The 24,450-nt window shown below is 69.6% G+C and carries 21 protein-coding genes and 1 pseudogene; 7 read left to right on the top strand and 15 right to left on the bottom strand.

The window, feature by feature from the left end; genetic code table 11:
• Positions 1–103: 103 nt before the first annotated feature.
• Both IG99_RS14405 and IG99_RS14400 read right to left on the bottom strand, forming a co-directional pair.
• Positions 104–1,783 carry a DEAD/DEAH box helicase gene (locus IG99_RS14405; RefSeq protein WP_037673919.1) on the bottom strand — a complete coding sequence of 560 codons (1,680 nt, stop codon included), beginning with the start codon at positions 1,781–1,783 and terminating at the stop codon, positions 104–106.
• Between the two features lie 88 nt (positions 1,784–1,871).
• The gene (locus IG99_RS14400) at positions 1,872–2,075 is read right to left on the bottom strand and encodes a cold-shock protein (protein ID WP_031161015.1); all 204 of its coding nucleotides are present in this window, start codon (positions 2,073–2,075) and stop codon (positions 1,872–1,874) included.
• A 412-nt stretch (positions 2,076–2,487) separates the two neighbouring features.
• Between IG99_RS14400 and IG99_RS14395 the strand changes: the two genes are divergently transcribed.
• Complete coding sequence (locus tag IG99_RS14395; RefSeq protein ID WP_037673777.1) at positions 2,488–4,068, top strand: carbohydrate-binding protein; 1,581 nt, start codon at positions 2,488–2,490, stop codon at positions 4,066–4,068.
• 45 nt (positions 4,069–4,113) lie between these two features.
• Here the strand turns inward: IG99_RS14395 and IG99_RS14390 are convergent.
• A pseudogene (locus IG99_RS14390) lies at positions 4,114–4,461 on the bottom strand (DUF1330 domain-containing protein).
• Positions 4,462–4,572: 111 nt separating this feature from the next.
• Positions 4,573–5,490, bottom strand: a complete 918-nt coding sequence (locus IG99_RS14385) for an alpha/beta fold hydrolase (RefSeq protein ID WP_037673774.1) — start codon at positions 5,488–5,490, stop codon at positions 4,573–4,575.
• A gap of 131 nt (positions 5,491–5,621) precedes the next feature.
• On the opposite strand from IG99_RS14385, the gene IG99_RS14380 reads away from it, so the two are divergent.
• Positions 5,622–6,230, top strand: a complete 609-nt coding sequence (locus IG99_RS14380; RefSeq protein WP_037673771.1) for a TetR/AcrR family transcriptional regulator — start codon at positions 5,622–5,624, stop codon at positions 6,228–6,230.
• A gap of 95 nt (positions 6,231–6,325) precedes the next feature.
• On the opposite strand, the gene IG99_RS14375 is transcribed toward IG99_RS14380, so the two are convergent.
• The gene (locus IG99_RS14375; protein ID WP_037673770.1) at positions 6,326–7,060 is read right to left on the bottom strand and encodes an SIR2 family NAD-dependent protein deacylase; all 735 of its coding nucleotides are present in this window, start codon (positions 7,058–7,060) and stop codon (positions 6,326–6,328) included.
• 325 nt (positions 7,061–7,385) lie between these two features.
• On the opposite strand from IG99_RS14375, the gene IG99_RS14370 reads away from it, so the two are divergent.
• On the top strand, positions 7,386–7,583 hold the full coding sequence (locus IG99_RS14370) for a type II toxin-antitoxin system VapB family antitoxin (protein ID WP_037673768.1): 198 nt from the start codon (positions 7,386–7,388) through the stop codon (positions 7,581–7,583).
• 51 nt (positions 7,584–7,634) lie between these two features.
• Here the strand turns inward: IG99_RS14370 and IG99_RS14365 are convergent, their stop codons facing one another.
• Entirely contained in the window at positions 7,635–8,126 is a 492-nt protein-coding gene (locus IG99_RS14365) for an NUDIX domain-containing protein (protein WP_037673767.1), read from the bottom strand.
• Between the two features lie 98 nt (positions 8,127–8,224).
• Entirely contained in the window at positions 8,225–9,298 is a 1,074-nt protein-coding gene (locus IG99_RS14360; protein WP_037673765.1) for an ADP-ribosylglycohydrolase family protein, read from the bottom strand.
• Between the two features lie 162 nt (positions 9,299–9,460).
• Here IG99_RS14360 and IG99_RS14355 point away from each other — a divergent pair, with 162 nt between their 5' ends.
• Entirely contained in the window at positions 9,461–10,609 is a 1,149-nt protein-coding gene (locus IG99_RS14355) for a glycerate kinase (RefSeq protein ID WP_199815518.1), read from the top strand.
• 100 nt (positions 10,610–10,709) lie between these two features.
• Here the strand turns inward: IG99_RS14355 and IG99_RS44175 are convergent, their stop codons facing one another.
• On the bottom strand, positions 10,710–11,114 hold the full coding sequence (locus IG99_RS44175) for a hypothetical protein (RefSeq protein ID WP_051865383.1): 405 nt from the start codon (positions 11,112–11,114) through the stop codon (positions 10,710–10,712).
• 645 nt (positions 11,115–11,759) lie between these two features.
• On the opposite strand from IG99_RS44175, the gene IG99_RS14345 reads away from it, so the two are divergent.
• The 3 genes from IG99_RS14345 (at position 11,760) to IG99_RS14335 (ending at position 16,379) form a co-directional block, all read left to right on the top strand.
• A complete protein-coding gene (locus tag IG99_RS14345) occupies positions 11,760–12,470 on the top strand; it encodes an ABC transporter ATP-binding protein (protein ID WP_051865380.1) in 711 nt (236 codons plus the stop codon).
• Positions 12,471–12,922: 452 nt separating this feature from the next.
• Positions 12,923–14,698, top strand: coding sequence for a hypothetical protein (locus tag IG99_RS14340; protein WP_158973181.1), 1,776 nt, complete (start codon positions 12,923–12,925; stop codon positions 14,696–14,698).
• Between the two features lie 238 nt (positions 14,699–14,936).
• Positions 14,937–16,379 carry a glycosyltransferase family 39 protein gene (locus tag IG99_RS14335; protein WP_234311847.1) on the top strand — a complete coding sequence of 481 codons (1,443 nt, stop codon included), beginning with the start codon at positions 14,937–14,939 and terminating at the stop codon, positions 16,377–16,379.
• Positions 16,380–16,465: 86 nt separating this feature from the next.
• Here the strand turns inward: IG99_RS14335 and pssA are convergent, their stop codons facing one another.
• The 7 genes from pssA to ccrA form a co-directional block, all read right to left on the bottom strand.
• Entirely contained in the window at positions 16,466–17,329 is an 864-nt protein-coding gene (gene pssA, locus IG99_RS14330; protein WP_078947700.1) for a CDP-diacylglycerol--serine O-phosphatidyltransferase, read from the bottom strand.
• A complete protein-coding gene (locus IG99_RS14325) occupies positions 17,316–17,972 on the bottom strand; it encodes a phosphatidylserine decarboxylase (protein WP_037673760.1) in 657 nt (218 codons plus the stop codon). Before IG99_RS14325 ends, pssA begins: the two co-directional genes overlap by 14 nt.
• A 170-nt stretch (positions 17,973–18,142) precedes the next feature.
• Positions 18,143–19,348 carry an acyl-CoA dehydrogenase family protein gene (locus tag IG99_RS14320; RefSeq protein WP_037673759.1) on the bottom strand — a complete coding sequence of 402 codons (1,206 nt, stop codon included), beginning with the start codon at positions 19,346–19,348 and terminating at the stop codon, positions 18,143–18,145.
• Between the two features lie 2 nt (positions 19,349–19,350).
• Positions 19,351–19,875, bottom strand: coding sequence for a MaoC family dehydratase (locus IG99_RS14315; protein ID WP_037673757.1), 525 nt, complete (start codon positions 19,873–19,875; stop codon positions 19,351–19,353).
• A 5-nt stretch (positions 19,876–19,880) separates the two neighbouring features.
• Positions 19,881–20,840, bottom strand: a complete 960-nt coding sequence (locus IG99_RS14310) for an HpcH/HpaI aldolase/citrate lyase family protein (protein ID WP_037673755.1) — start codon at positions 20,838–20,840, stop codon at positions 19,881–19,883.
• The gene (locus IG99_RS14305) at positions 20,837–22,864 is read right to left on the bottom strand and encodes a protein meaA (protein WP_037673752.1); all 2,028 of its coding nucleotides are present in this window, start codon (positions 22,862–22,864) and stop codon (positions 20,837–20,839) included. Before IG99_RS14305 ends, IG99_RS14310 begins: the two co-directional genes overlap by 4 nt.
• Positions 22,865–22,880: 16 nt before the next feature.
• The gene (gene ccrA / locus IG99_RS14300; RefSeq protein WP_037673905.1) at positions 22,881–24,224 is read right to left on the bottom strand and encodes a crotonyl-CoA carboxylase/reductase; all 1,344 of its coding nucleotides are present in this window, start codon (positions 24,222–24,224) and stop codon (positions 22,881–22,883) included.
• Positions 24,225–24,450: the final 226 nt, after the last annotated feature.

Genomic DNA, 24,450 nt, shown 5'->3' with positions numbered 1-24,450 from the left:
GAGTGGACCGGGGCCCGCCGTCACCGTCCGGCGGCCCGCCGTCGGCCGGGGGCCGTGGCCGCTTCACCGTCCGGCGGCCCGCCGGAGCGGACCGGGACCCGCTTCAGCGCCCTGCGGACCGCCGGCCCGAGCCTCGGGCCGCCTTGCCGGAGGCGGTGCCGGTCGCTGCCCCGGACGCGGACCGGCGGTCGGAGCCGCGGCCGCCGGCTCCGGTGGCACCGCCCGTGGCGCCGCCGGATCCCGTCCGGCGGGCGGAGCCGCGGCCGTTGGTCGCAGACCCGCGGCCGCCGGTCGCGGAGGTGTTGCCCGCCGCCGTCGTGCCGGCCGAGGCGCGGCGGTCGGTGTTCCGGCCTCCCGTCCTGGTGGCAGCACCCGTCGTCGTCGCATTGGCCGCGCCGCCGTTGCGGCGTCGGCGGCCGGAGCGCCCGGCGGACTCGGTGGCGGACCCCCGCTTCGGGCGGGACGCCGTCGGCGCGGCCTGCTGGGGGACCTCGATGGTGACGGCCACGCCGGAGGGCTCGCGGGCGCCGGTGATGGTGGCCAGTTCCGTGTCGCTCGACGTGACACGGGCCGTCCGCGGGCGGATGCCCGCGTCCGACATGAGCCGGGTGACCTCCCGTTTCTGCTCGGGCAGGACCAGCGTGACCACGCTGCCGGAGCCGCCGGCGCGGGCCGTGCGGCCGCCCCGGTGGAGGTAGTCCTTGTGGTCGGTGGGGGGATCGACGTTCACGACGAGGTCGAGGTCGTCGATGTGTATGCCCCGGGCCGCCACGTTCGTCGCCACCAGCGCGGTGACCTGACCGTTCTTGAACTGTTCCAGGGTGCGGTTGCGCTGCGGCTGGGAGCGGCCGCCGTGCAGCGCCGCCGCGCGGACCCCGACGGCCAGGAGCCGCTTGGCGAGCCGGTCGGCGGACCTCTTGGTGTCGAGGAAGAGAATGACCCGGCCGTCCCGCGCCGCGATACGCGTGGTCACGGCCTTCTTGTCGGTCTCGTCCTGGATGTGGAACACATGGTGCTCCATCGTGGTCACCGCCCCCGCCGACGGATCCACGGAGTGCACCACGGGGTCGGTCAGGAACTGCTGCACCAGGCGGTCGATGTTGCGGTCCAGGGTGGCGGAGAAGAGCATGCGCTGCCCGTCGGGCCGCACGTGCCGGATCAGCTTGGTGATCTGCGGCAGGAAGCCCATGTCGGTCATCTGGTCGGCTTCGTCCAGCACCGTGATGCGTACGTCGTCGAGCACGCAGTCCCCGCGGTCCACGAGGTCGTTGAGCCTGCCGGGGGTCGCCACGAGCACCTCGGCGCCGCGCCGGATCACGGCGGCCTGCTTGGTGATGGACAGTCCGCCGACCACGGTGGTCAGCCGGAGGTTCACCGCCGTCGCGTAGGGGGTCAGCGCGTCCGTCACCTGCTGGGCCAGTTCACGGGTGGGCACCAGCACCAGGGCGAGGGGCGCCTTGGGCTCCGCACGCAGTCCGGCCGTACGGGCGAGGAGCGCCAGCCCGAACGCGAGGGTCTTTCCGGATCCGGTGCGTCCCCGTCCCAGCAGGTCACGGCCGGCCAGCGAGTTGGGCAGCGTGGCGGCCTGGATGGGGAAGGGAGTGGTGACGCCCTGCGCGGTGAGGGTCTTCAGCAGCCCCGCGGGCATCTCCAGATCGGCGAAGTCCTCGACGGCGGGAAGCGCGGGTGTCGTGCCTTCCGGCAGCCGGAACTCCCTCGTCGACGAAGCGGGCGGCGGGGGAGACGAGGCGCGCCGGTTCGCCTTCTGGGGCCTGCGGGACATGTAGGTGTCTGCCTTCCTGGGAACAGCACAAACCGGGGTCCGCACCATGACGGTGGGGACCCCGGTGAGCGGAATACGCGTCCGGTGATCAGGCGGGGACGATGTTCTCCGCCTGCGGGCCCTTCTGGCCCTGCGTGACGTCGAACGAGACCCGCTGGCCCTCCTGGAGCTCACGGAAGCCCTGGGTCGCGATGTTCGAGTAGTGGGCGAAGACGTCCGGACCGCCGCCGTCCTGCGCGATGAAGCCGAAACCCTTTTCAGCGTTGAACCACTTCACGGTTCCCTGTGCCATGACTTTCTCCTTCAGTAGGCAGAGGCCCCATCCGGAGATGCCGGAAAAAACGAAGAGCGCCTGAAGGAGCATTCCCGTCAGGCGCACATAGGTTCATGGGTACCACAACTGCAACTCAGAGACCTTAGCACAGCTCGGCGGCCCACTGCGTGGGGTTTCCGGCGTCCCGCGCGCAGGCGTCGCCTGACGAACCATCAGCATTCATGTGGATGAACGTCAATCACATACACACGTATTGACGCGTACACACCAAGCATCTACGGTCCGAGAAAGCGCTTTCCCCCTCCGGTTGCGGGGTCTGCTCGCCGGCTCCGTTCACACTGTCGAACCAGCCGATCGTCGCACCCGGAGCCGTCGCAGTGAAGGGCCCAGCACCGAATCCTGGTCAGACGAGTCACCCACTGGAGAAACGATGCAACGGAGATCCGTCGTCGCCTGTGTCAGCCTGCTCGCCGGCACACTCGTCGCGCTGTCCGGCACCACCGCGCAGGCCGCGCCCACCCGCTACGAGGCCGAGAGCTCCCCGGCGGTCTGCACCGGCACCATCGACTCCGACTGGTCCGGCTACTCGGGCAGCGGATTCTGCAACGGCGACAACGCGGTCAGCGGCTATGCGCAGTTCACCGTGAACGCCTCCGCCGCGGGCACCGCGACCGTGCAGGTCCGCTTCGCCAACGGCACCACCACCGCCCGGCCCGCCAACATCGTCGTCAACGGCTCCACCGTCACGACGGCGTCGTTCGACGGCACCGGAGCGTGGGGCACCTGGACGACCAAGACGCTGACGGTGCCGGTGAATTCGGGCAGCAACACCATCCGGCTCACCCCCACGACCTCCGCCGGTCTGCCCAACGTCGACCATCTGGACGTCGAGGTGAGCGGCACCACCACACCGCCGCCGTCGAGCTCCGCGCTGTACGTCGCACCGGGCGGCACGGACGGCGCGGCCGGCACCCAGTCGGCGCCCACCACGCTGACCTCGGCGATCAGCCGCATCACCCCCGGCGGCACGATCTACCTGCGCGGCGGGAGGTACGCCTACTCATCGACCGTCACCATCCCGCAGGGCAACGACGGCACGTCCGCCGCCCGCACCACGCTGGCCGCCTACCCGGGTGAGACGCCGGTGCTGAACTTCTCGGCGCAGAGCGAGAGTCCCGCCAACCGTGGCCTCCAGCTCAACGCCTCGTACTGGCACGTCAAGGGCCTGGTCGTCGAACGCGCCGGGGACAACGGGATCTACGTAGGCGGCAGCAACAACGTCATCGAGCGTACGGTGACCCGCTTCAACCGCGACACCGGCCTTCAGCTCGGCCGCATCGCCTCCAGCACCCCGAGCAGCCAGTGGCCGTCCAACAACCTGATCCTGAGTGCGGAGTCGCACGACAACGCCGACTCCGACGGTGAGGACGCCGACGGCTTCGCCGCGAAACTCACCACCGGCACCGGGAACGTGTTCCGCTACGCCGTCTCCCACAACAACATCGACGACGGCTGGGACTTGTACACCAAGACCGACACCGGTGCCATCGGCCCGGTGACCATCGAGTACTCGCTCTCCTACAACAACGGCACCCTCTCCGACGGCACCGTGAACTCCAACGGCGACCGCAACGGCTACAAGCTCGGCGGCGACGACATCGCGGTCAACCACGTCGTCCAGCACAGCATCGCCTACCGCAACGGCAAGCACGGGTTCACCTACAACAGCAACCCCGGCAAGATGGCCGTGGCGTCCAATGTGAGCGTCGACAACGCTCAGCGCAACTACTCCTGGGACGCGGGGACTTCGGTGTTCCGCGGCAACACCTCCTGCCGGTTCGCCGTCAGCGGCTCCAATGACAAGACCGTGGGTGACGCCGACAGCACCAACCAGTTCTGGACCGGCACGAACGGCTCCCGCTGCTCCTCGTACTCCGGCGCCATGACCTGGTCCTTCGCTTCCGACGGCCGCCTGGTGGTGTCCTTCGGGGGCAGTCCGGTGACGCCGTAGCGGTCGGGCACAGCACGCACCCTGCCCGCCGAGCAGGCCCCGGGCCTACTCGGCGGGCAGGGCTTCCCGAACGGCTCGTGCGGTGGTGGTCGGGTCGTAGTCCGCGGGGACACCGTCGACCAGGATGATGTCGCCCTTGATGTGACGTGAGCGCAGTGGGGCGATCTACTGGTAGGCGGGCGAATCCCACCAGGCCCGCGCCTCGACGATGCCGGGGAAGCCGATCAGGACCACCGCACCGGGCCAGTCGCCCTCCTTCACCTCGTGCCGGGCGCCGTGCACGAGGAAGCGGCCGCCGTACGGCTCGAACGTGGCGGTGATGCGTTCGATGTACTCGGCGATCTCCGGGTGGGGAGTGGCGTCCTGCAGGTGCGCGATGGCGTAGGCGGTCATGGCGTCCTTCCGGGCGGTCTAGGGCCGGGCTCCGAACGCTGTTGATCCTGGCAGGGCGGTGCGGCGGAGTCGATGACGTGACAGGTAAGGGACTCGGTTGGACGGTGGCGGTCAGTCCACGGAGGCCATGAAGCCCAGCATCCGGCGGTTGATCTCGTCCGCGTGGTCGATCTGGGGGCCGTGGCCGGTGCTCATGACGATCTCGGCCCGGGCGCCCGGTACCAGGCGCGGAACCCGCTCCAGCTGTCGGCGCGGGTGCACGAGGAGGCTTCGCTCGCCGAGTACCAGGTAGAGCGGGGTGTGGACGGTGGCCAGGTCGGCCTCGGACAGGGGGAGCGGCGCCGGGCGGCGTATGCGATAAGCGCGCCTGGCCCGATGGATCATCGTGCGCAACTGCGGCACGACGAGAACCGGCTGCTCCAGCCAGGCCGCCAGTCGTGGGCGCAGCGCCTTGGGGGCGAAGGACGCGAAGAGGCTGGCGAAGATCCACACGAAGAAGCGCAGACCCACCTTCTCCAGTCCGCCGGGGTCGAGCAGGGTGACCGAGGCGAGCCGGTCCGGCCTGCGGTGCGCCTGATTCAGGGCGAGCCATCCCCCGTAGGAGGTGCCGACCAGGTGGAACCGGTCGAGCCCGAGACCGGCGAGCGTCTCGTCCAGCCACTGTGCGGCGTGCTCGGGGTCGTGCAGTGGCTCGCGCTGCACGCTGCGCCCGGGATCGCCCGGCGTGTCGATCGCGTAGACCGGGCGGTCGGCGCTGAGCGCGGGGGTGTTGGGGTACCACATCGCCGAGCAGCTGCCGGCGCCGTGCACCAGCACGACCGGGGTGCGGGACTCGCCGGCCGGGTCGTCGGGGCCGTACCGGTAGACGTGCGTCGTGCCGAAGCGGCTCTCCACCTCCGCCTCCGCGACAGCCTGCGCTCCCAGGGCGTGGACGGCGTCGCACGCGGCGAAATAGCGCTCGCGCAGGGTGTCGTTCACATAGCGCCCGACGTCCGGACGGGCGTGATCGCGGGTCGTGGTCTCGGGCACGGGTGGCCACCTCCGGAGGTGATCGACTCTTTGTGATACGACCGTACCATCAAGTTGATACCGCTGTACCATAACGGCGCTGCCGCCCGGTGCGGGCAGCCGGGCGGAACCAGGAACGGGAGGCGGGACCCATGCCGAAGCGTGTGGACCACGGGGAACGGCGTACCGAGATCGCCGAGGCACTCCTCAGGGTCGCGGGACGACGCGGACTGCATGCCGTGGGGATGCGGGACGTGGCCGCCGAGGCGGGTGTGTCGCTGCGCCTCGTGCAGTACTACTTCGAGACCAAGGAGAAGCTGCTGCTTCACGGCCTCGAGCACCTGGCCGAGAGGTTCGGCGAGCGGGTCGCCGCCCGGGTCCGCGCCGCCGGGGACGCCCCCGGCCCCCGCGCGGTGATCGAGGCACTTCTGATGGCGTCACTGCCCAGCGACGAGGAGAGCCGCACCTTCCACCTCGTCTACACCTCGTACGCCGTACTGGCCGTGACCGACCCCGCCCTGGCCGCTCAGCCCTTCATCCGCAACCCCGACGCCGCCGAGGACACCCTGACGGAACTCCTCCGCCAGGCACGCGAAGCCGGCCTCACCCAGGCCGACCTGGAGCCACGCGTGGAAGCGATCAGTCTGCTCGCCATGTCAGCGGGCCTGGGCACCGGCGTCCTGGTCGGCCAGCGCGACACGAGGTCCGCCGCGGCGCTCCTGCGCCATCACGTCGACCGGATCTTCACGGGAGGGGAGTGAGGCGGACGGTGCGGACGGTGAGGTCGCTGTCCGCTCACCGATCCGGGAGAGGCACCCGACGTACCGCGCGCATCGCCCCGACTGGTCGTCCGGCTTCACTCGGGGCTGAGGCTCAGCTCTCGCAGCAACCGGGGGAGTGCTGTGCCGATCGGTTCGCGGACGACCTCGTCGGCGATCTCGTCGTACGGTGTCGGCTCGGCGTTGATGATGGTCAGGCGTGCGCCGTGGTCGGCGGCGATGCCGGCCAGGCCGGCGGCGGGCTGGACCTGGAGGGTGGTGCCGACGGCGAAGAAGAGCCGGCAGGCCTTGGTGATGGCGACGGCCTCGGCGAGGACCTGTGGGTCGAGGCGTTCGCCGAACATGACGGTGGCCGACTTGAGGATGCCTCCGCACTCCCGGCACGGCGGATCCTCCTCACCGGCCTCGACCCGCGCCAGCGCCTCCTCCATGGGGCCGCGCGCATGGCACGCCGTGCACACGACCTCCCGCGCGGTGCCGTGGAGTTCCAGCACCTTGCGGGCGGGCATCCCGGCGAGCTGATGCAGCCCGTCCACGTTCTGCGTGATCACCCGCACCGGCACCCCGGACCGCTCCAGCTCCGCCACGGCCCGGTGCGCGGCGTTCGGCTCCGCCTTCAGCGTGCGGTTCTTGCGCCGCATCTGCCAGGAACGGCGCCGGATCTCCGGGTCCCCCATGTAGTACTCGTACGTCACCAGTTTCTCGGCCTCCGGGTCCCGCCGCCACAGCCCGTTGGGCCCGCGGTAGTCGGGGATGCCGGAGTCGGTGGAGATACCGGCCCCACTGAGGATGGCTACGAGTGGCCTGTTCATGGGGCCGAGGGTAGGACGCCCGGCTGCTCGGGGCGAACGGATATCGGGGCGTCGCAGGTAGCCGAGAGCGGCGGCGAAGCGGGTCCTGATGATTTCGTGAAATACCAGGTATCGCGCACCTGCATACCCACTCATCGGCCGGTGAATTGAATTCATGCACCCTTTGGCGAGGCACAATCCGTTCGGGAGGGCGACCAACTCTCAGGAGTGTCGCCACGATCGACCCGGCAATGAGCGCGGCCAATCGCCTCCGCACATGTCACTTGCGATTTCACCTCGCCCGAACGGACATCCGCGTCGGCGGCTCGGTGCTAGCCTCCCGGCCATGGCCAAGGTGACCGTCTCCCTCGATGCCCAGCTCGTCGTGGAAGTCATGGTGTTGTCGGGGGTGGGCAACCCGCAGGACGCCGTCGAGCTCGTCGTGCGTGACTACATCGAGCGGGGGCACCGCACGGAGGCGCGCGCCGCCACGCGGGACGAGGCGTTGCGCGAGGTGGACATCAAGCCCCGCGAGGACGGGTAGCGCGGCCGACGACGTGCGGGGCGAGGGCGGTGACGGACAGCGTGAGCCGCGTCAGCCCACCCGGTGGCCGTTCTCCAGCTCCGCTGTTCCCGAGCCGTCCGCGAGCACCTCGAGCGCGGTCAGTACGCGGCGGCCCGTCGCGCCCGGGAGGAAGCCGGCGAGGTCCTCGCGCGGGACCAGGCGCCAGGAGAGCAGCTCCTCCTCCTGGAGGCGGATCGACTTGAAGTCGTCCTCGCCGAGGACTCCACCGTCGTACAGGTACGCGACCAAGGGCGGTCGGCCCGTGCCGTGCACCCAGTCGACCGCGAGGAGCCGGCCGAGCTCCCGGTCGAGGCCGATCTCCTCCTCGGTCTCCCGGCGCGCCCCCTGCCGCGGGGTCTCCCCGTCGTCGGACTCGACCGTTCCGCCCGGCAGCGCCCACCCCTCCCGGTAGTTGGGCTCGACGAGCAGCACCCGCCCCTCCGCGTCACGGAAGAGCGCGGCGGCCCCGGCGAGCACACGGGGGAGGGAGGCGATGTACGTGGCGAAGTCAGGAGTGGTCATTCAGGCAGGGTAACCAGGCGAACGGGCACGCCGTGACCTCGCCGGCCGCGCCGACAACAGTGTTCGATTTTGTAGGGCAGCCGCGCCGCGTCGCCGCCTCAGCTCTCCGTCAGCGCCAGCCGCAGCGTCCGTGCCGCCAGTTCGGTGATGTGTACGCCGTCGAAGCCGAAGACCGCGCTGCGCACGGTGTCCTCCAGGGGGTCCTTCCACTGGGCCGGGATGGCGTCCGCGCCGGTCAGTACGCCGGCGACGGAACCGGCCGTCGCGCCGTTGGAGTCGGTGTCCAGTCCGCCGCGGACGGTGAGCGCGAGCGTCCGCGTGAAGTCGCCGTCGCCGTAGAGGAGCCCCGCGGTGAGGACGGCGGCGTTGGGGACGGTGTGGATCCAGCCGAGCCCCGCGGTCTCCTCGGCGACCGTGGTGAGGGTCTCCTCCCAGGTCACCCGGGCGTCGTGGAGGGAGGCGACCCGGCGCACGGTCCGGGCGAGTCGGCTGCTCGCCGGGATCACCGTCAGCGCCTCGTCCACCGCCTGCCGGACCGAGGACGCCGTGAACGCCGCAGCGACCAGCGCCGCCGCCCACATCGCGCCGTACACGCCGTTGCCGGTGTGGGACAGCACCGCGTCCCGGCGGGCGAGCGAGGCGGCACGACGCGGCACGCCGGGGGAGGTCCAGCCGAAGATGTCGGCGCGGATCAGGGCACCGATCCACTCCTGGTACGGGTTGTCGTACGTCGCCGTCAGCGGCGGCTTCAGCCCGTTGGCGAGGTTGCGGTACGTGGCCCGCTCCGCGGTGAACGTCTGGAGGTACGGCAGCCGCAACAGCCACAGGTCGCCGACCTGCTCGGTGCTGAAGCCGAAGCCGTGCGTCTCCAGCAGGTCCAGGCCGAGGATTGCGTAGTCGATGTCGTCGTCGCGGCAGCTGCCGTGGATGCGGCCGCGCACGCACTGGCGCCACTCGGGCCGCAGCTCGAAGCCGTCGTCCTCGCCGATCGGCTCCGGCAGGTAGTCGTTGAGGGGCAGGGCGGCGGCCTGCCGCAGATAGCGGTCGATGAGGTCCCGCGTCCACAGGTCGCCCTGCTCGACCGGTTTGCCGAGCATGTTGCCCGCGATCCGGCCCAGCCAGCCCCCGAGGATGCGGTCGGCGAGTTCGGGCTCAGTCTCCACAGGGGTCATAGGTGAGGTGTACCCGATTCCGGGGCGGCCGCGCGGGTGCGGCGGGCGGGCTTTCCACAGTGCGGGCACGGCATGACGGCGGGGGCGTCCGCCGGTTAAGGTCGCAGCGGCGCGACTGGCCCTGACGTGCGACGGGCCCGGAGAGCAAGGGGATGGAACGTGATGGACGCAGCAGTGCACGGCACCCGGAGGGTGCTCGTTGCCGCGGACAAGTTCAAGGGGTCGCTGACGGCCGTACAGGTCGCCGAGCGGGTGACGGCGGGGCTGCGCCGGGTCGTGCCGGACGTCGAGGTCGAGGCGCTGCCCGTCGCGGACGGCGGCGACGGCACCGTGGCCGCGGCGGTCGCGGCCGGGTTCGAACGGCGGGTGATACGGGTCGCCGGCCCCCTCGGACACGAGGTCACGGCGGCCTACGCGCTGCGCGGCGACACGGCCGTCGTCGAGATGGCGGAGGCGAGCGGGCTGCAGCGGCTGCCCGCGGGCGTCTTCGCACCGCTGACGGCGTCGACGTACGGCTCGGGCGAGCTGCTGCGAGCCGCGCTGGACGCCGGGGCGCGGACGATCGTGTTCGGGGTCGGCGGCAGCGCCACCACGGACGGCGGCGCGGGCATGCTGTCCGCGCTGGGGGCGCGCTTCCTGGACGCGGACGGGGAGCCGGTGGCGCCGGGCGGCGGGGGCCTCGCGGAGCTGGCACGGGCCGACCTGTCCGGACTCGACCCACGGCTGTCCGCCGTGGAACTGATCCTCGCGAGCGACGTCGACAACCCACTGACCGGCCCGAAGGGCGCGCCCGCGGTGTACGGGCCGCAGAAGGGCGCCTTCCCGGACGACGTGGAGGCGCTGGACGCGGCACTCGCGCACTACGCGGAGGTCCTGGAGGCCGCCATCGGCCCGCGGGCGGCGGAGTACGCGGCCGCCCCGGGCGCGGGGGCCGCGGGCGGCATCGGGTACGGCGCCCTGCTGCTGGGCGCCCGTTTCCGCGCGGGCATCGAGGTCATGCTCGACGTACTCGGTTTCGCCCCTGCCCTGGAGCGGGCCGGTCTGGTGATCACCGGCGAGGGTTCACTGGACGAGCAGACGCTGCACGGCAAGGCCCCCGTCGGGGTCGCCGCGGCGGCGCGGGCGGCCGGCAAGGAGGTCGTCGCCGTGTGCGGACGCCTGGCCCTCCCCGAAGAGGCCCTGGTTTCCGCGGGCATCCGCCGCGCGTACGCCTTGTCGGCGCTCGAACCGGACCCGGCGAAGTCCATGGCCCAGGCGGGTCCTCTCCTGGAACGCGTGGCGGAGTCGATCGCGCGGGACTTCCTGACCTGACCGTCGGCGGGGGCACGGCCGCGGAGGCTGCCGCCGCACGGTGTGTTTCGTGCGGACGCCCTGTGCGGCAGACGCGGCATCTGCCGCACAGGGCATGGGGTCAGCGTCCGTCGCCGGGCCGGTCGTCCGGACCGCACTTGTCCGGGCTTCCGTCGAAGTGCACGCAGGCGGTGACCTTCACGACGTAGTTGCTGGTGGAGTTGTCGCTGTACGTGGTCTTCCCCACGCCCTGGTTGTTCAGGAGGCGGAGGCCCTTGGTGTTCTTGCGGTCGAACTCGGAGTAGACCCCGTTGCCGTCCTCCTGCTGGTCCTTGACGGCGACGTTCTTGTTGCCGTTCGACTGCAGGCTGTACGCGTAAGCGATGTGGATGTTCGGGTTCGTGTGGTGGTTCAGCTGGGACGTGACGTCTTCGCCGGCGTCGGCGTAGGCCGGCGATGCCCCCGCAATGGCGCCGAGCATGACAACGGCCATCGCGGCCTTCTTGGCGCTCTTCGATATCTGCATGGTTCTCCCCTTTGACGCAGCGACTCAACGGCTGCGATTGGCGGTCATCACGACGAAGACCCTCGGATATGACGCACCCATGGGAAGGGAAACGCCAGGCAGGTCACGCCTGGCGGCTTGCGTTGCAGAGCCCCCCATGGAAGCGAGAAGAAGGCCTTCCTCGCGACCGGTGCAAGATCATAGGCCAAAACCAGACGCAGGCAAGCACGATTCCGGCGGGGGCAATCCCTGCGCTCTCTCAATTGCGTTGTGGTATATGCGACGTCCCGCGTATCGACGTGTCGCAGCTCACAAGCGCGAGGGTCCATGTACGCACTGTTCCGATCGGCTCAACTCTGATTCGTGTTGCCAGGGCCATAGGAACCCCATCGAGATCGTTAGGGCCGATTTGTCTTTGTGACGCAACGTGAACGCGCCAAGGGCATGTTGGGCTCTTTCTTTTGCCTGGTGATCGCCTTGGCCTAATATCGGCACCGATCGCGAGGGGCTGACCTCTCTCGCGCAACGGGGGACTATTCACGGGGGCGCTGTTTCATGCTCGCCGGAAGAGCCCGCCATCCGCGGGACAGGGGGGTCGCCTCTGCCCTGCGGCGCCACCGCGACGTCGCACGGTGACGCGGCAACAGCTACCCGAGGGCACATCACGTGAGCAACTCCGACACCGGGCCCGCGCCCGACCACGTACTCCACATTCAGGATCTGGACTACTCGGTCCGGGACCGGACCCTGTTCAAGGGCCTGCAGCTGAGTGTCGGTGCCGGCGAGTCAGTGGCGATCACGGGTCCGAGCGGCTCGGGCAAGAGCACGCTGCTCTCGTCGATCCTCGGTCTGGTCAAGCCGCATGGCGGAAGCATCAGGGTGACCGGCGCGGACGTAACGAAACTGCGGGGTAAGCAAATCGCCAAGCTGCGCAGCGAAACAATCGGCACCGTCTTCCAGTTCGGGGAGCTGCTGCCCGAACTCAGCCCGCTGGACAACGTGGCGCTGGCCGCGCTGTTGTCGCGGTCCGACCGCGCCGGCGGGTACCGCCAGGCACAGGAACTGCTGGACGAACTACGCGTACCGCGGGCTGAGACCACGGAGGAACTCTCCGGGGGCGAGCACCAGCGCACAGCTGTGGCTCGTGCGCTGATCAACTCGCCCGAGCTGATTCTGGCCGATGAGCCCACTGGCTCCCTCGACCCCGACGCCACCGCTCGCATCGCGGAGCTGCTCTTCGATCTCCCTCGACGGCGCCGGTGCGGGCTGGTGCTGGTGACGCACGATGTCGAGGTCGCCGCACGAGCGGACCGGGTGCTGCGTCTTGAGGCCGGTTCGCTGGTTCCTGCCCGGGTGCGGGAGGCGGTGGAAGCGTGAGCGGGGCCGGACACGGCAACTTGTCACTTCGGCTGCTGCGCATAGGACGCGACGCGGGTCGACGCTCGGAGGCGGCCGGAACCAGGGCCGCGGCCCTGGCGCTTTCGGCCTTCGCTGTCGCACTGTGCCTGGGCCTGCTGGCGATGGTGCACGCCTCCTATGTCGGCAAGGAGCTGCGGCGTGACGCGAGGACTCCGGTTGCGCAGACAGAGCGATCACAGGCAACCGGGGCCACTTTGTGGCTGGTCGGTTCGGACGCGCTGAAGGGGCAGCGGATCTTCAGCGTCGTATTCATCGCGCCGCACACGTCGAACGCCCCACTTCCCCCAGGGGTGGATCGGTGGCCGGGGCCGGGTGAGGCCGTTCTCTCTCCCGGTCTGCTGAAAGCCGGCGCCGGGGAGGGAATCGCCGGCCGTTACGGAAGGCTCTCGGGCACGATCGGGCAGGAGGGGTTGGACGACCCCGGAGAGTGGCTCGCCTACGTCCGGCCCGCCAAGGACATGAAGGCACAGGCGCCGATCGAGACCGTGGTCGGTTTCGGGCCCGAGGCAGGCAGGCCGGCTGAAGGCCTGCAGCCCGGAACGGGGATCGACAACGACAAGCCCGAGTGGATGTTCCAGGGCCTCGTCATCGGCCTGCTGCTCGTGCCGAGTCTCGTGCTCCTGTTCACCGCACTCCATGCCGGGGCACACGGCCGTGACCGCAGAGGCGCCCTGGTCGATGCCCTGGGAGGGCTGAGGCGCGACCGCGCCCTGATCGCCGTGGGTGAGGCGATGCGACCGGTGACGTGGGGAGCCTTCGCGTCGATTCCGTTCTTCGCCCCGGCCGCGTTCGTCGACGTCCGGGTCCCGTTCGTCGGCTACGTGACGTCATCAGCCGATGTGCGTCAGCATGGCTGGCCGGTACTGCTGGCCCCCGTGGCCGCCCTGGTGACGGCACTGGCCCTTGCCGTCATCAGCGATCAGCTGGCCGGCCGGGTCAAGGGGACCCGACCCGCCAACGCGAGCAGGGCACGCCGACAGCGGTACCTCGCGGTTCTCTGCGCGCCGGCGATCCTGCTCGCCAGCCGCGGTCCGGAACTCGCCGGCGAGAGTTCGCAGTACCGGACGTGGATCAGCTGGACCGGCCTCGCCCTCGTCGTACTCACCCTGCCGGCCGGAGTGGCAGTCGTCGTGGCCAAGCTCGGGGGAGCTCTGGAGCGGACCGGGCGACAGCGGGGGTGGGCCGGTGCGCTGATCGCCGGCCGGCGCATCAGCCACTACCCGACGGTTACGGCCCGCCTGGTCACCGGTGTGACGGTCGCGCTGATCGTCTTCATGCAGGCCCTCGCCTGGCAGGCGATGTTCGGGACCTACAACGCCAAGATTGAGGAGATCCTCAGCACTGCCGACCGGAACGTGGCGGAGATCGGCCCCAGGGGAACGGTCTCCACCAAGGAGGCCGCCGCCTATCTCGAGCACATCCCCGGGGGCAATGTGCCTGTCGTCCTCGCGCCTCCCCCCACCGCCGGTGACGGCCCCATCACGATCAGCGGAGGATGTGCCGCTCTGGAGAGCCTTCGGCTGCCGTGTTCGCCCACACCGGCCCGCGTCGATGTCGCTCTCGATCGGCGCTTGCAGGAGCTGCTGCACTGGGACACGCAGGGCGGCACCTATCTGAAGGTGGTCCGAGCCGACCACGCCGAGCTGGCCAGGCAATCCGTGCCGAGCACCAACACCCTGGCGGTGGTGAGGGCTGATGGCGGCGTCCCTGCCGTCGCGGCTCTCAAGGAAGCCTCCTACCGGGCCTATCCCCGCGGGGCCCAGGTCCGTTTTCCCGGGGAGGAGTGGCTGGCGGACGGCATTCCGGACCGGGACCAGGGCCGGTGGATCCGGCTCTTCGGTGTGCTGGGGGTGGGAATCCTCGTGCTCGCGATCGGCCTGAGCGGCAAGGCCGAGTTCCTGCGCCAAGGCCGGGCACTGGCGCCGCTGACCGTGTTGACCGGCGGATACCGCGTCTTTCGCAGCAGCGCGGCCTGGGCGATCGTCGCGCCGCTCGCGCTCGCCGCACTGGCGGGGTGCGTCGTCGCCGCCTGGACCGCACGACCGGTCGCCCGGCCAGGAATGGCCTATTTCGTCCCCGGAGACCTCATGGCGACCGCCGTCGCCGTGGTGATCGCCGTGTCTGTCGTGATGGGGCTGTGGGCTGCTCGGATCGCCGGGCGACAGGCACGCGGCTGGCGAGCCTAGTCGCCACGTCCAGCTCGGCCTGAATGTCCGGTTTCACCCCCGGAGTGCCACCAACTGAGGCACTCCCGACGTGAGTGCCCGCAGGCGTCGGTGATCCAGCCGACCCTCACACCCGCCTGCCAGGGCGCTCTTCCCGCACGCCGCCATCGGCCCGCCTCGGGCGTCTCGTCGGACGCCCGGGGCCGACTTCGGCCGGCTCCGCCATGCCAAGGACCTGAACCACTCCATGAACTGCCACATGACCATCCTGCGCCGCCGCCCGCCCCTCTGGTTGATACCGCTGCTGTGGACCCTCGCCCTGGGCCTGTGGGGGCTGTCCCGGCAGCACAGCGTGTGGCGGGACGAAGCCGCGACCTGGCAGGTGGCCCGGCGGTCCGTCGCCGACATCTGGCACATGCTGGGGCAGGTCGACGCCGTGCACGGCCTCTACTACCTGCTGATGCACGGGCTCTTCGCATGCTTCGGGCCCAGCACCACGACACTGCGCCTGCCCTCCGTCCTGGCCACGGCGGTGGCGGCGGCGTGTGTGACGGTCATCGGCCACCGGCTGGCCGGTGGCCGGGCGGGTCTGGGAGGAGGGCTGGTCCTCGGGCTGCTTCCCGCTGTGCAGTTCTACCTCCAGGAGGGACGCCCGTACGCACTGGTCGCGGCAGGAGCCGGCATCTCCACACTGCTGCTGGTCACCGCGTTGCAAGGACGCGCTCGGAACGCGCACTGGGCGGCTTACGGCGGCACGGTCCTGCTGTGCGCGCTGCTCAACTGGCTGTCGTTGCTGATACTGCCCGCTCACGCGGCGACCCTGGTCTGGACGAGAACCGGGCGCGGGACATGGATCCGCTGGGTGGCGGCCGTCACGGCCGCCACGGCAGCCGCCCTGCCGATGATCCTTTTCACCCTGACCCAGTCCCGGCAAGTGTCCTGGATCCCGCCGCTGACCTGGCACATGCTGATCGGCCCGGCGATCGTGCTGGCCATCGGCGCTCTCGGGGCGCTGCTGGACCGGCCACGGGCGGGCCGGCTGTCGCTGGCAGCCGTCGCCCTGCCCCTGCTGGCCGTGCCGCAGATCGGCCTGATCGGCCTCTCCCTGGCCAAGCCACTCTTCCTGGACCGTTACGTCCTGTTCAGCATGCTGGGCCTGGCCCTGCTGATCGGTGCGGCGCTGGGTGCGGTGGGACGGATGATCAAGCCGCGGTTCCCCCGCGTGTCACGATGGCTGGTGCCGGCCATGGTCGCCGTGGCCGTGATCGCACTGTGGCCGCAATCGCTGGCCAAACGGTCCCCGGCCAGCCGCGTGGACGATGTCCTCGCGGTGGCGGCGGACGTGCGACAGCTCAAGAAGGAGGGCGACGCGGTCGTCTTCGTTCCGGCGGCCCGCCGCGACACCGCGCTGGTTTCCCCCGCCGCGTTCGCCGGTCTGCAGGACATCGCGCTGGTGGAGAGTCCTGTGGCGTCCGGGACGCTGAAGGGTGAGGAGGCGAGTCCGGAGCGCGTACGCAGCGCGATGCTGGCGCAGCGGCGGATCATGCTGATCACCGATGCGCCCGAGGTGGCCCGGCCGGTGTCGGCGGAAAGGGACAAGGAGAAGATCGCCGTCCTGAAGAAGTGCTTCACAGTGGTGGCGGACAAGCAGGTCCGCGGGCGCCGGGTGACGGTGTACGAGCGGCTCCGGACGGACCGGTAGGGCATCGAGGACGTCGCCGCGGGAAAACCCGAGGGGCCCGGACCGAATCGCGATTCGGTCCGGGCCCCTCGGGCAAACGAGCCGGGCTACGGGAGCTGCGCAGCCCGCGCCTCGCGGCTCTCGCGCCGGTTGCCACGGAAGGTGTTCACCCGGCGCGCCGTGGCGAAGAGCGGGATCGTCGCCCCCATCACGATCTGCAGCGCGCAACCCGTCTGCAGCAGCACTTGACCGCCCGGCGCGTCGAACGCCCATGCCGCCAGCATGCCCATGGCCGACACGATCCAGCCGAGCATCGCCACCGCGAGGACGCCCCGCGGCTTCGGGTACTCGACCCGGCTCACCATCAGCCACGCGGTACCGACGACCGCCAGCAGTGTCGCCTCGAACGGCAGCTCGAGCAGGACGATCGAGACGACCGTGAGTGCACCGAACGGCGAGGGCATGCCCTGGAACGTGCCGTCCTTCACGGTGACGCACGAGAAGCGGGCAAGCCGCAGCACCACCGCCAACAGCACGACGATCGCGCCCACCGCCGCGACCCGCTCGTGCGCGTCCCTCGCGACCATGCCGTACACGAGCACGAAGTACGCGGGCGCCAGACCGAAGCTGATCAGGTCGGAGAGATTGTCCAGCTCGGCGCCCATCGGCGACGACCGCAGCTTGCGGGCTACGAGGCCGTCGAACAGGTCGAAGACAGCCGCGCACAGCATGAGTATCACGGCCGTGGCCGCGCTGTTGCGGGCCATGCCCGAATTGTCGCCGCCCGAGAGGTGCGGGATCAGGATGCCGGTGGTGGTGAAGTACACCGCCATGAAGCCGCACGTCGCGTTACCGAGCGTGAGCGTGTCCGCTATCGACAGCCGGAGGGACAGCGGCAGTTCCTCCGCGTCGTCGTCCCCGTCCTCGGCGACCCAGTTCGTCGCCTGTGTGTCCGGATCAATCACGGTCAATGCGAGTCACCCCAGCCACGGTCTTCTGTCCGACCTCGACCGCGACCTCCACGCCCTCGGGCAGGTAGATGTCGACGCGCGAGCCGAAGCGGATCAGTCCGATACGGTCGCCCTGCTCGACCTTCGTGCCCTCCGGGATGTAGGGAACGATGCGGCGGGCCACGGCACCGGCGATCTGGATCATCTCGATGTCACCGAGCTCGGTGTCGAAGTGCCAGACGACGCGCTCGTTGTTCTCGCTCTCCTTGTTGAACGCGGGAACGAAGCCGCCGGGGATGTGCTCGACCGAGGTCACCGTGCCGGACAGCGGGGCGCGGTTGACGTGCACGTTGAGCGGGCTCATGAAGATCGCCACCCGGGTGCGTCCGTCCTTCCACGGCATGATGCTCTGCACCACTCCGTCGGCGGGGGAGATGACCCGGCCCGGCGCGATCTCGCGCTCGGGGTCGCGGAAGAACCACAGCATGCCCGCCGCCAGAGCGGTGGCGGGAACGGCGACGGCCTTGGCGACGCCCGAGCGGCGGGCGCGGACCAGGCTGACGGCTGCGGTGGCGACGGTCGGCAGAAGCCACGGCGATGCTCCGCGCGCGAGGCGTGCGCCTACCAGGCGGTCGCGGTGTGCAGAGGTTTGGCTGTGGGGCATGGATGACCTTCGTAGCGGATGATGCCGCGCTCTGACGGGGGACGGCGGCTTTAAGCGATCGTAGCGGTTCAGGGCCGCAACTGGGTAAGTCAGGAAGCCGAGTCGGCTGCGGAACGCCGCTGACGGGGTGTGATCTTCTTCTCGAAGAAAACACCCCGAACTCGGACAACCTACCCCTGGAACCGATACTCTTCGAGCAGCCTGCGTCCGATGATCATTTTCTGGATCTCGGCGGTACCTTCACCGATCAGCAGCATCGGAGCCTCGCGGTAGAGGCGCTCGATCTCGTACTCCTTGGAGAAGCCGTAGCCGCCGTGGATCCGGAAGGCATCCTCCACGACCTCCTTGCAGTACTCGGAGGCGAGGTACTTCGCCATCCCAGCCTCGAGGTCGTTTCGTTCTCCGGAGTCCTTTTTGCGTGCCGCGTTCACCATCATCGCATGCGCAGCCTCGACCTTGGTAGCCATCTCGGCGAGCTTGAACTGGATCGCCTGGTGCTGGGCGATCGGCTTGCCGAAAGTGTGACGCTGCTGGGCGTACTGGACACCCAGCTCGAACGCGCGCTGAGCGACACCGCAACCACGGGCGGCCACGTTCACGCGGCCGACTTCCACTCCGTCCATCATTTGGTAAAAACCGCGGCCGGTCACCCCTCCGAGCACGCGGTTCTCGGGAATCCGCAGGCCGTCCATGATCAGCTCGGTGGTGTCGACACCCTTGTATCCCATCTTGTCGATCTTGCCCGGGATGGTGAGACCGGGGCGGACCTCACCGAAGCCGGGCTCCTTCTCGACGAGGAAGGTCGTCATCGACTTGTGGGGTGCGCTGCCCTCGGGGTGTCCTTCGTCACTTCGGACCAGAACGGCCACGAGCGACGACGTTCCGCCGTTCGTCAGCCACATCTTCTGGCCGTTCAGGACGTACTCGTCGCCGTCCTTCACGGCCTTCGACGAGATGGCCGACACGTCCGAGCCCAGCGCCGGCTCCGACATCGAGAACGCGCCGCGGATGTCACCCGCCGCCATCCTCGGCAGGAAGTGCTCCTTCTGCTCCTGCGTGCCGTGCTGCTTGAGCATGTACGCCACGATGAAGTGCGTGTTGATGATGCCGGAGACGGACATCCAGCCGCGGGCGATCTCCTCCACGCACAGGGCGTACGTCAGGAGCGACTCGCCCAGCCCCCCGTACTCCTCGGGGATCATCAGGCCGAACAGGCCCAGCTCCTTGAGGCCGTCGACGATCGCTTGCGGGTACTCGTCGCGGTGCTCCAGCTCCGTCGCGACCGGGATGATCTCCTTGTCCACGAAGTCACGGACGGTGGAGAGGATCTCCTGCTGGATGTCCGTCAGACCTGCGGTCTGGGCGAGACGGGCCATGGCTACTTCTCCGTCTTTTCCGAAGGGGCGTTCAGCTCCGGGCGGCCGGGCTGCTCGCCGCCGCGCTCCTTGATGTACGTCTCGGTCGGCACCATCACCTTGCGGCGGAACACGCAGACGAGCGTGCCGTCCTGCTTGTAGCCCTTGGTCTCGACGTGCACGATCCCGCGGTCGTTCTTCGACTTCGACGGCCACTTGTCGAGCACGGTCGTCTCACCGTAGATCGTGTCGCCGTGGAAGGTCGGCGCCACGTGCTTGAGCGACTCGATCTCCAGGTTGGCGATCGCCTTGCCGGAGACGTCCGGCACGGACATGCCGAGCAGCAGGGAGTAGATGTAGTTCCCGACCACCACGTTCTTGCCGAAGTCCGTCGTGTTCTCGGCGTAGTTGGCGTCCATGTGGAGCGGGTGGTGGTTCATCGTGAGGAGACAGAACAGGTGGTCGTCGTACTCCGTGACCGTCTTGCCCGGCCAGTGCTTGTACGTCGCCCCGACCTCGAACTCCTCGTAGGTGCGTCCGAACTGCATCGCGCTCAGGCCTCCGGGATCTCGAACTTGGACGTGCGCCGCATGCCGGCGGCGCGGCCCTTGCCGGAGACGACCAGCGCCATCTTGCGGCTGGCCTCGTCGATCATCTCGTCGCCGAGCATCGCGGAGCCCTTCTTGCCGCCCGCCTCGGACGTGTAGTAGTCGTACGCGTCCAGGATCAGCTCGGCGTGGTCGTAGTCCTCCTGCGAGGGCGAGAAGATCTCGTTGGACGCCTCGACCTGGCCCGGGTGCAGCACCCACTTGCCGTCGAAGCCGAGCGCGGCGGCGCGCTGTGCGACCTCGCGGTAGCCGTCGACGTTGCGGATCTGCAGGTAGGGGCCGTCGATCGCCTGGAGGTTGTTGGCGCGCGCGGCCATCAGGATCTTCATCAGGATGTAGTGGTAGGCGTCCGCCGGGTAGCCGGGCGGCTGCTCGCCCACGACCAGCGTCTTCATGTTGATCGACGCCATGAAGTCGGCCGGGCCGAAGATGATCGTCTCGACGCGGGGGGAGGCCTGCGCGATCTCGTTGACGTTGTTCAGGCCCCGCGCGTTCTCGATCTGCGCCTCGATGCCGATCCGGCCCACCTCGAAGCCCATCGTCTTCTCGATCTGGGTCAGCAGCAGGTCCAGCGCCACGACCTGCTGGGCGTCCTGGACCTTCGGCAGCATGATGCAGTCGAGGTTCGGGCCGGCACCCTCGACCACGGTGACGACATCGCGGTACGTCCACTCGGTCGTCCAGTCGTTGACGCGCACGACCCGTGTCTTGCCCGTCCAGTCGCCCTCGTTGAGGAACTTGACGATGGTGTGCCGCGCCTCCGGCTTGGCGAGCGGCGCGCACGCGTCCTCCAGGTCGAGGAAGACCTGGTCCGCCGGGAGACCCTGCGCCTTCTCCAGGAAGCGGGGGTTCGAGCCCGGTACAGCCAGGCAGGAGCGCCGCGGGCGGAGACGGTTGACAGTCATGCGGGGACCTCCAGGGGGTCGAGCTTGTTCGCTGTCCGGATCTCATCGACGATGCGGCCGATGATGCCGGTGATGTCGAAGTCCTTCGGGGTGAAGACGGCGGCCACTCCGGCGGCCCTGAGCTGTTCGGCGTCACCGTTGGGGATGATGCCACCGGCGATCACCGGTATATCTGTGGCACCGGCCACACGCAGCCGCTCCAGCACGTCCGGCACCAGCTGGGCGTGGGATCCGGACAGGATCGACAGGCCCACCGCGTGCACGTCCTCGGCCAGGGCCGCGTCCACGATCTGCTCCGGGGTGAGCCGGATGCCCTGGTAGACGACCTCGAACCCGGCGTCCCGGGCGCGCACGGCGATCTGCTCGGCGCCGTTGGAGTGCCCGTCCAGGCCGGGCTTGCCGACCAGGAAGCGCAGCTTGCCGACGCCCAGGTCCTTGGCCGTCAGATCCACCTTTCGGCGCACCTCGGACAGCGCCGAGCCCTCCGCGGCGGGGACCGCGACCGGAGCCGACGACACCCCGGTCGGCGCCCGGAACTCCCCGAACACCTCGCGCAGCGCCCCGGCCCACTCGCCGGTCGTGGCCCCGGCGCGGGCGCACTCCAGGGTCGCCTCCATCAGGTTGCCGGTGCCCTTGGCGGCCTCCTTCAGCTTCTCCAGCGCCTTGCAGGGGCGCGGGTGGTTGAAGGGCGGCTGGTAGCGGGAATCGCGCCAGTTCTGCAGGGAGGCGATGACCCGCGCCTCGACCGCCGGGTCGACGGTCTGGATGGCCGTGTCCAGATCGGCCGTCAGCGGGTTCGGCTCGGTGCCCTCGAAGGCGTTGACGCCGATGATCTTCTCCTGGCCGGACTCGATACGGGCCCGGCGTTCGGCGTGCGAGGCGACCAGCTGCGACTTGAGGTAGCCGGACTCGACGGCGGCCATCGCGCCGCCCATCTCCTGGATGTGGTCGATCTCGGCGAACGCCGCCTCGACCAGCTCGTCCACCTTCGCCTCGATCACCTTCGACCCCTCGAAGATGTCGTCGTACTCCAGCAGGTCGCTCTCGTACGCCAGGACCTGCTGGATGCGCAGCGACCATTGCTGGTCCCAGGGCCGGGGCAGGCCCAGGGCCTCGTTCCAGGCCGGCAGCTGCACGGCACGCGCGCGGGCGTCCTTGGAGAGGGTCACGGCCAGCATCTCAAGGACGATCCGCTGGACGTTGTTCTCCGGCTGCGCCTCCGTCAGGCCCAGGGAGTTGACCTGGACGCCGTAGCGGAAGCGGCGGTGCTTGGGGTCCTGGATGCCGTACCGCTCACGCGTGACCTTGTCCCAGATGCGGCCGAACGCCCGCATCTTGCACATCTCCTCGACGAAGCGGACGCCCGCGTTCACGAAGAAGGAGATACGGCCGACGACGTCGCCCATGCGCTCCTGCGGCACCTGGCCGCTGTCGCGCACCGCGTCGAGGACGGCGATCGCGGTGGACATCGCGTACGCGATCTCCTGGACCGGCGTGGCGCCCGCCTCCTGCAGGTGGTAGCTGCAGATGTTGATCGGGTTCCACTTAGGGAGGTGGGAGACCGTGTACGCGATCATGTCCGTCGTCAGACGGAGGCTCGGCCCCGGCGGGAAGACGTGCGTGCCCCGGGACAGGTACTCCTTGACGATGTCGTTCTGGGTGGTGCCCTGGAGCTTGGTGATGTCCGCGCCCTGCTCCTCCGCGACCACCTGGTAGAGCGCCAGCAGCCACATGGCGGTGGCGTTGATGGTCATCGAGGTGTTCATCTGCTCCAGGGGGATGTCCTGGAACAGCCGCCGCATGTCACCGAGGTGCGCGATCGGCACGCCGACCCGGCCGACCTCGCCGCGGGCGAGGATGTGGTCGGAGTCGTAGCCGGTCTGCGTCGGCAGGTCGAACGCGACCGACAGACCTGTCTGACCCTTGGCGAGATTGCGCCGGTACAGCTCGTTGGACGCCTCGGCCGTGGAGTGACCGGCGTACGTGCGCATGAGCCACGGCCGGTCCTTCTGACGCTCAGTCATCTGTGCCCCCGGTGTCTCAGATGTTGCGGAAGCGGTTGATGGCGTCGATGTGCCGCGCGCGCTTGTCCTGGTCGCGCACGCCCAGGCCCTCCTCGGGGGCGAGGCAGAGCACGCCGACCTTGCCCTGGTGCACGTTGCGGTGCACGTCGTGGGCGGCCTGGCCGGTGTCCTGAAGGGAGTAGACCTTGGAGAGCGTCGGGTGGATCTTGCCCTTCGCGATGAGCCGGTTGGCCTCCCAGGCCTCGCGGTAGTTGGCGAAGTGCGAGCCGATGATCCGCTTCAGGGACATCCACAGGTAGCGGTTGTCGTACTCGTGCATGTAACCCGAGGTCGAGGCGCAGGTGGTGATGGTGCCGCCCTTGCGGGTGACGAACACGGAGGCGCCGAAGGTCTCGCGGCCGGGGTGCTCGAAGACGATGTCGATGTCCTCGCCGCCGGTGAGTTCGCGGATGCGCTTGCCGAAGCGCTTCCACTCCTTGGGGTCCTGGGTGGTCTCGTCCTTCCAGAACTTGTAGTCCTCGGCGGTGCGGTCGATGATCGCCTCCGCGCCCATGGACCGGCAGATGCCGGCCTTCTGCTCGCTGGAGACGACACAGATCGGGTTGGCGCCGCCCGCCAGCGCGAACTGCGTGGCGTAACTGCCGAGGCCGCCGCTCGCGCCCCAGATGAGCACGTTGTCGCCCTGCTTCATGCCGGCGCCGTTGCGGGAGACGAGCTGGCGGTACGCGGTGGAGTTGACCAGGCCCGGGGCCGCGGCCTCCTCCCAGCTCAGGTGGTCTGGCTTCGGCATCAGCTGGTTGGACTTGACGAGCGCGATCTCGGCGAGACCGCCGAAGTTCGTCTCGAAGCCCCAGATGCGCTGCTCCGGGTCGAGCATCGTGTCGTTGTGGCCGTCGGACGACTCCATCTCGACGGAGAGGCAGTGTGCGACGACCTCGTCGCCCGGCTTCCAGGCGTTGACGCCGGGGCCGGTGCGCAGGACGACGCCCGCGAGGTCGGAGCCGATGATGTGGTACGGCAGGTCGTGGCGCTTGGCCAGCTCGTTGGTGCGGCCGTAGCGCTCCAGGAAGCCGAAGGTCGACAGCGGCTCGAAGATCGACGTCCACACCGAGTTGTAGTTGACCGAGGAGGCCATGACGGCCACCAGGGCCTCGCCCGGACCCAGCTCGGGCAGCGGAACCTCGTCGAGGTGCAGCGACTTGCGCGGGTCCTTGTCGCGGGTCTGCATGCCCGCGAACATCTCCGTCTCGTCCTTGTGCACGGTGATCGCCCGGTACGACTCGGGGAGCGGCAGGGCGGCGAAGTCGGCCTGCGTGGAGTCGGGCGACTGGATCGCGTCCAGGATGTGGTTCACGGTCACGGTGTTGCCTCCGGCGGTACGCACCCTGAGGGAGGGGTGCTGAGGGTTACGTCGGTGCTGCTGAGGGGTGGGGAAGTGCCGTCGGTTCGGCGGTGGTGCTGTTCGGCAGCGCTTTGTGGCGCGGGAGGTTGCCTGTGACGCAGGCGTCCGGGCACGCAGGCCCTTCAGGGGCTTGCGGGGACAGCCGGCGTACGAAAGGTCTCTGCACGCCGGCCGCCCGGACACC

Source organism: Streptomyces griseus subsp. griseus (genome assembly GCF_000720255.1).
Classification (GTDB): domain Bacteria; phylum Actinomycetota; class Actinomycetes; order Streptomycetales; family Streptomycetaceae; genus Streptomyces; species Streptomyces griseus_I.
The sequence above is the reverse complement of the archived record's forward strand: the minus strand, read 5'-3'. Positions and strand labels throughout refer to the sequence as shown.